Genomic DNA, 6114 nt, shown 5'->3' on the forward strand with positions numbered 1-6114 from the left:
CAGCTGCGCGCCGAGATCGAGAAGAGCGATTCCGACTGGGACCGCGAGAAGCTGCAGGAGCGGCTGGCCAAGCTGGCCGGCGGCGTGGCGGTGATCAAGGTGGGCGCCGCCACCGAGACCGCGCTCAAGGAACGCAAGGAAAGCGTCGAGGATGCCGTCGCGGCGGCCAAGGCCGCCGTCGAAGAGGGCATCGTCTCGGGTGGCGGCACGGCGCTGATCCAGGCGCGCGCGGCGCTGCAGGAGCTGCGTGGGTCGCTGTCCGGCGATCAGGCGGCGGGCGTCGAGGTGTTCGCCGAGGCGCTCGCGGCACCGCTGTACTGGATCGCCACCAACGCCGGACTGGACGGCGCGGTCGCGGTGAGCAAGGTCAGCGAGTTGCCGGCCGGGCACGGCCTGAACGCGGACAAGCTCACCTATGGTGACTTGCTCGCCGACGGCGTGATCGACCCGGTCAAGGTGACCCGCTCCGCGGTGCTCAACGCGGCCTCGGTGGCGCGGATGGTGCTGACCACCGAGACGGCCGTCGTCGACAAGCCCGCCGAAGAGGACGACCACGGGCACGGTCATCACCACCATCACTAGCGAGTAGCGCGAAACACCCCCGGTCCGTTGGGCCGGGGGTGTTTTCGTCTCGATCGCGAGCGTGCAACCAGTGCGAAAAACCCGCCGGGATGTCGCAGCCGGTACACGTTCGGCGGTTGAACGGTGGCATGATCGGGAAGACAGCCGGTCCGATGATTCGATCTGAGGTATACGGTGGCGGGATTGCGTCGGGCGGTGCTGACAGCGGTTGCCGGGCAGCTCGGCCGTCCGCATGGTGTTGTCGGTCGCGGAGTGGCGCTGCTGCTCAATCGCGGCAATCGCCAGGCGGTGGCCGGCGCCGTCGAGGCGACGGAAGTCACAGCCGGAAATGCGGTGGCCGACATCGGTTTTGGTGGCGGACTCGGGCTTGAACTGCTCCTGCGGCGAGTCGGTCCGCAGGGGAGGGTCCACGGCGTTGAGATCGCCGAGGACATGCTCGCGCGTGCCCGGGCGCGCTTCGCCGCCCAGATCGCGGCCGGCACACTGACACTGGAAAATGGGTCGCTGACCGCGTTGCCGATCGACGAGGGGTCGCTGGACGCGGCGATCACGGTCAACACGGTCTACTTCGTCACCGACCTCGACGCGGCCTGCGCCGAACTCGCCCGCGTTCTGCGACCCGGTGGCCGGGCCGTGTTGGGGATCGGCGATCCCGACGCGATGGCCCGCTTGCCTTTCACCGCGTACGGGTTCACCCTTCGCCCGGTCGCGGATGTCGTCGCCTCCTTGAGGAGAGCGGGCCTCGAGGATGTAGAGCAGCGTCGCCTCGCCGACGTGGCGGTCCCACACCATTTGCTCGTTGCTTCCGCCCCGGGGTAGGTCGCTGCGTTACCCGCCGGCCGCGCGAGCGCGGGGGTGTTGATTCTTCGGATGCGTTCTGTTGGGATCGGTAGCGACGCGGGGGTTGTGCACTGGTTGTGACGAACAGACCAGGAAGGACCGCCATCATGCTGTTTGCCCAGATGACCAAGAGACTCGCCGCCGCCGCCGTGCTGGCGGGGGGCACCGCGCTGACCGGGTGGGGTATGGGCGTCGCCCACGCGGACACGATGGAACCGCACCGCTGGTGCCCCGGCGACCCGAAGCAGATGCCCTACATCGTCAACCAATACATCGACTGGGACTGGAGCGTCTGCCACACCTGGTATCCGACCAATTACGGGATGGGCAACGTCACCAGCCAGGGCCGGCCGACCTCGATCTGGGATGGCGACAACCCGCCGATCGAGGCGATCACCAGGAGGACTTGCCCGCCGATCAGCTTCATGTGCCCTTAGCCCGGACTCCAGGCACATCGGCCGCGACCAAGCCTAAAATGGCGGATTCTGGGTCCTGCCGGGATTCGGAAACGCCGGATTGGTGTAGGCCGGTGTCTCGGGCTCCTGGCCGGCATCGGGAGTAATCACCGGCGCCGGCCCGGACTCCGGCCCGGCCGGTGGGGTCGGTTGTGCCCGATGTTCGGGCGGTGGCGGCTTGGGCACCAAGTAGTTCCGCCACGCGCCCGGTGGGTTCGGTGGTGGGCCGATCGTGTTATCCGGCCAGCGCCATGAACAACCACCGGAAGCGCCCCCGAAATCGCCTGCCGGGATGGTCAACCCAAAACCCATGAAAGTTCCGCCGATGATGGAGTTACCACCTGGACCACCCATGTTCCAGCCGCCGTATTCGCAATGCCAGTGGGTGCTGTTCTCCTCGATGGGAAAATCGCAATAGTACGTCGTGGCCCCCGCCTCGAAAGTACTTCCGCCGACACCGGGATAGTCGCACACCCCGGGGCCGGGAATGTTGCCGCCCGGTCCGGCCCCGGCCGCCGGGGCATTGAGGACTGCCCACAACGTAACCCCCGGTGCCACAAGGAGTTTGATCGCTTTGCTCAGAGTCTGCGTCCTCGATGACAATGTGTTCACCACCAGAATCAAATTCGTTGCGGCTGGCCGCAAGGCCCAAACTGCACCGTAATACTGCTGCACGCCTTCTCACGTCGTTTCTGGTGAAATTCAGAGGCTGCTCCGAACCGCGCGTATTGCTAAGCTGGCCGCACCATGACGTGGGGGGCGCGAGCGTGAGCTATCCGCAGCAATGGCCGCCGCAACCACCGCAGCACCCCCAGCAATGGCCTCCGCCGTACCCGCCGCCGGCGCCTCCGCCGCGCAAGACCAACGTCGCGCTGGTGGTCGTGCTTGTGGTCGCGGCGATCGTCGTCATGGTGCCGGTGGCCTTGGTCGGTTTCTACGTGGTGCGCGACATCGCCCGCGACGGCCTCGACGGGCGCGGCGGAGTCCAGAAAGCCACCTCGGTCATAAGCTTTGACGTGGTGTGCGAGCGCGGGTCCATCAGCAACGCCGCGGCCTACGGGAAGCCGTACAAGATTGTGGCGTTCGCTCCGAACGACGAGCCAAACCCGATGAACCAGTTGTCAAACACCCACTGGAACGAGGTGACACTCGACTCCCGCGCCGACTACCGGGTGAATCCCGCGGACTTCCAGTCGATCAATGTGGTTGCGTGCCTGACCCGTAAGCCTGGGAGCGAGGTGAAGTCTCGCACGTGTGACCTCAAGACCGACTCGGGCGAGCGGGTAACCGTCGACTATTACGCCGTGCAGTACGACGTCGAACTGCGCGAGGCGAGGACCGGCAAGCGCATCGAACAACTGGGCTCGGTGAATGGTCCCGTGACCGGCTGCCCGTTCATGGTGTGGGTCAACAAGCGCGAGCCGAAGGTTTACGCGAGCCCGGACGCCGCGGAGCTCGATGCCAAGCTCGCCGAATTCGCGCACAGGTGACCGGTAATCGTGATCTCAAGGGTTACCGGCGTTTAGTCTCGCGCCATGGACCGCTTCTTCCAGTGGGCATGGGATCACCACGGATCGAGGTACTCGTGGGTGATTTCAGCATGGGCCTTCGTGGTGGTGCTGCCGACATACCTCGTACTGTCGTTCGCCATCGTGACCGTCGAGCACTCCGGTCGATATTCTCCTGCGGCCGGGGCAACCGTCGTTCATGCATTGGTGATCGCGTACGCGGTGCCGCTACCCGGTCAAGGAGTGTGGCGCATTGCGCAGCGGTGGGCCGCGGGTGCTCGGGTGGATCCGGAGAAGGCGCTAGAGGCGAGCTATGAATGGTCGCGCCGTAGTATTGCCCGGGCGCTGGTGCTTTTCGCCGCGTTCGGGGCGCTCTTGGCAGTCGGCGTCAGTGCCATCGCCGGCGCGGCGGGTCCGCGCCTGATCCAATATGCCGTTCTGGGTGGGGTTTTCGGGGTCGGCGCCCATCTGATCGGGGTTCACACCTTGGCGGAAGCGCCGATGCGGCCGGTGCGGATCGCCCTCGCCGGTGACACGGATGTCGGGGATTCCCTGCCCCGGGCCCGGCCGAGCTTCGCCGCATGGTCGAACCTGGCAATGCTCGCGGCCGCGTTGTCCTTTGCCGTCGTGGGCGCGATGTTTTCGGCTGTTCTGCACCCCGCGAGTCAGCAACCCATCGTGTGGGTGCTCATCGGATGCGTGTTGACGCTGGGGTTCGGTGTGCCGATCACGGTCGCCACTGCATTTTCGCCGTCCCTTCGCCCGATCCGGGACCTCGCCGAAGGCACCAAACGCGTTGCGGCCGGCGACTATAGCCGGCGCCTGCCGGTGGTTCAGGACGATGACTTGGGCGCGCTGGCGGCCTCGTTCAACCGCATGCAGGCGGGTTTGGCTGAGCGGCAACGCCTTCAGGCGGCGTTCGGGACCTACGTCGACCCCGTCTTGGCTTCGCGGCTGCTCGAGCAGGGCGATGACGTGTTCACCGGGGAGCGGCGCGAGGTCACAGTGATGTTCGTCGACATCCGCGATTTCACGCCGTTCGCCGAGGCGAATTCCGCGGAGGACACCGTCGCGCGGCTCAACACGCTGTTCGAGATCGTCGTGCCCGCCGTCGTCCAGGCCGGCGGGCACGTCAATAAATTCCTCGGTGACGGCGCCCTCGCGGTCTTCGGCGCCCCGAACGATCTGGCGGATCATGCCGACGCCGCGCTGGACGCCGCCGCACTGATTCTGCGCTTGGTCGCCGAGCGATTCGACGGCGCGCTGCGGATCGGCATCGGGATCAACACCGGCGTGGTGATCGCCGGCACCATCGGCGGTGGGGGCAAGCTCGAATTCACCCTGATCGGTGACACCGTCAACGTCGCCGCGCGCGTCGAGCAGCTCACCAAGACCACCGGCGACGCGATCCTGCTCACCCAGCAGTCCGTCGACGCCTTGACTTCCGCGCCAATCGGGCTAGCCGACAGGGGATTTCACGCGCTGAAGGGCAAGTCGGCCGCCGTGCAAGTTTTCGGCCTCGACCCCGCGCTCAAGCCAGCGCGCTAGAGCTTCGAGCCCAATCCCGCGATCAGGTTGACGGTGACCGCCAAGACGACCGCGCCGAGGAGGTAGGACAGCAACGCGTGGCGCAACACCGTCGCCCTGATGGACGACAGCCCGATCTCGGTGTCCGACACCTGAAAGGTCATGCCGACGGTGAACGCGACATAGGCGAAGTCCCGAAAACAAGGGCGCTCCGGGTCGTGGAAGTTGATGCCACCGGGGTCGTCCGAGTAATAGAGCCGCGCGTAGTGCACGGTGAACAACGTGTGCACGGCGAACCAGGATGCCGCGACGGTCAGGATGCCGACGACGGCGGCCGTTACGGTTCCAGGGCCCGAGTGCGACGCCGCGGCCACCACGTAACCGACCCCGCCCAGGCTCGCGACGCTGGCCGACACGATGACGGCGTCGGCCACCCAGCGGGTGGGGTCCTCCTTCGTCACGTATCTGCAGGTTTGCTCGGCGTCCATTCCGCCCAGGATGAGCCGCGTCCACAGCACGTAGACACCCGCGGTGACGATCCAGCCCGCGAGCGCGAATCGCCAGCCGATGGTGTTACCCACCCCGAACGCGACGGCGACGCCGAGCGCGACCGCAACCCCAATCCGGGCCGCGACCGTGTCGCGAAAGAAGGCAGCGAGGGATTTCACAACCCGACCTAAGCACGAGCGCTCGTCGTCCGGCGCGAAATCAGATCCCGACGATGACGATGCCCACGCCCACGACGATCGCCAGCGCGAGTGAGACCAGCAGGAAGCTGACGATCCACTCCTTCGGCGCCGAGGCCTCGTGGTCGGCCGCCGCGATCGGGGCCAGCCTGCGGCCCGCGCCCCATGCCGCCGCGAGCAGGGTGGCCAGCCAGTTCGCGTAGGCGGCGTACACGATCAGCACGACGGCCGCGACGCCCCAGGCGGTCGGCAGGTGGACGTGTGGCCACAGCAACCCGAGCAGCACGAGGAACATGCCGTTGAAGACACCCTCCAGGTGGCTCGACAGGGCCATGCGCGAGTTCTTCAGCGCGGGCACCGCTAACCCGGTGAGCAGACCGATCAGGAACAGCACCAACCCGAGCGTGAAGAGCATCGTCTGGACGTCAAGCACGCGGGCTCGCTCCGCCGGATCAGCGGGTTCCGGGCGGAAGGCTGGGCGGCGTCGTCACCGTCGTGGTCGGCAGGGTCGACGAC

General features: G+C 66.8%; 8 protein-coding genes. 5 read left to right on the plus strand and 3 right to left on the minus strand.

From position 1 onward, the window contains the following. The 3 genes from A5702_RS13925 to A5702_RS13935 form a co-directional block, all read left to right on the plus strand. Nucleotides 1-582 (plus strand): TCP-1/cpn60 chaperonin family protein (locus A5702_RS13925; protein ID WP_304440338.1); only part of this gene is annotated, 582 nt, incomplete at its 5' end. A 174-nt stretch (nucleotides 583-756) separates the two neighbouring features. Continuing rightward, nucleotides 757-1401 (plus strand): methyltransferase domain-containing protein, encoded by a 645-nt coding sequence (locus A5702_RS13930; RefSeq protein ID WP_068221411.1) that lies wholly within the window; start codon nucleotides 757-759, stop codon nucleotides 1399-1401. A 128-nt stretch (nucleotides 1402-1529) separates the two neighbouring features. Further along, the gene (locus A5702_RS13935; protein WP_156669625.1) at nucleotides 1530-1859 is read left to right on the plus strand and encodes a hypothetical protein; all 330 of its coding nucleotides are present in this window, start codon (nucleotides 1530-1532) and stop codon (nucleotides 1857-1859) included. A gap of 33 nt (nucleotides 1860-1892) precedes the next feature. Here the strand turns inward: A5702_RS13935 and A5702_RS26360 are convergent, their stop codons facing one another. Further along, nucleotides 1893-2492, minus strand: a complete 600-nt coding sequence (locus tag A5702_RS26360; protein WP_156669626.1) for a hypothetical protein — start codon at nucleotides 2490-2492, stop codon at nucleotides 1893-1895. 14 nt (nucleotides 2493-2506) lie between these two features. On the opposite strand from A5702_RS26360, the gene A5702_RS13940 reads away from it, so the two are divergent. Both A5702_RS13940 and A5702_RS13945 read left to right on the plus strand, forming a co-directional pair. Next, nucleotides 2507-3367, plus strand: coding sequence for a hypothetical protein (locus tag A5702_RS13940; RefSeq protein WP_231965055.1), 861 nt, complete (start codon nucleotides 2507-2509; stop codon nucleotides 3365-3367). Nucleotides 3368-3412: 45 nt separating this feature from the next. After that, complete coding sequence (locus A5702_RS13945; RefSeq protein ID WP_068221415.1) at nucleotides 3413-4933, plus strand: adenylate/guanylate cyclase domain-containing protein; 1521 nt, start codon at nucleotides 3413-3415, stop codon at nucleotides 4931-4933. On the opposite strand, the gene A5702_RS13950 is transcribed toward A5702_RS13945, so the two are convergent. Both A5702_RS13950 and A5702_RS13955 read right to left on the minus strand, forming a co-directional pair. Continuing rightward, nucleotides 4930-5580 (minus strand): DUF1345 domain-containing protein, encoded by a 651-nt coding sequence (locus A5702_RS13950; RefSeq protein ID WP_055401374.1) that lies wholly within the window; start codon nucleotides 5578-5580, stop codon nucleotides 4930-4932. The genes A5702_RS13945 and A5702_RS13950 overlap by 4 nt on opposite strands. Before the next feature lie 40 nt (nucleotides 5581-5620). After that, complete coding sequence (locus tag A5702_RS13955; RefSeq protein WP_068221417.1) at nucleotides 5621-6013, minus strand: hydrogenase; 393 nt, start codon at nucleotides 6011-6013, stop codon at nucleotides 5621-5623. Nucleotides 6014-6114 lie beyond the last annotated feature (101 nt).

Origin of the sequence: Mycobacterium sp. E3339 (genome assembly GCF_001666915.1) — a bacterium.
In the GTDB taxonomy this organism is placed as follows: domain Bacteria; phylum Actinomycetota; class Actinomycetes; order Mycobacteriales; family Mycobacteriaceae; genus Mycobacterium.

Bases quoted from the DNA above. Each gene is read 5' to 3' on its own strand.
- A5702_RS13935 (WP_156669625.1), top strand. From the start codon at position 1,530: ATGCTGTTTGCCCAGATGACCAAGAGACTCGCCGCCGCCGCCGTGCTG.
- A5702_RS13945 (WP_068221415.1), top strand. From the start codon at position 3,413: ATGGACCGCTTCTTCCAGTGGGCATGGGATCACCACGGATCGAGGTAC.
- A5702_RS13955 (WP_068221417.1), bottom strand. From the start codon at position 6,013: ATGCTCTTCACGCTCGGGTTGGTGCTGTTCCTGATCGGTCTGCTCACC.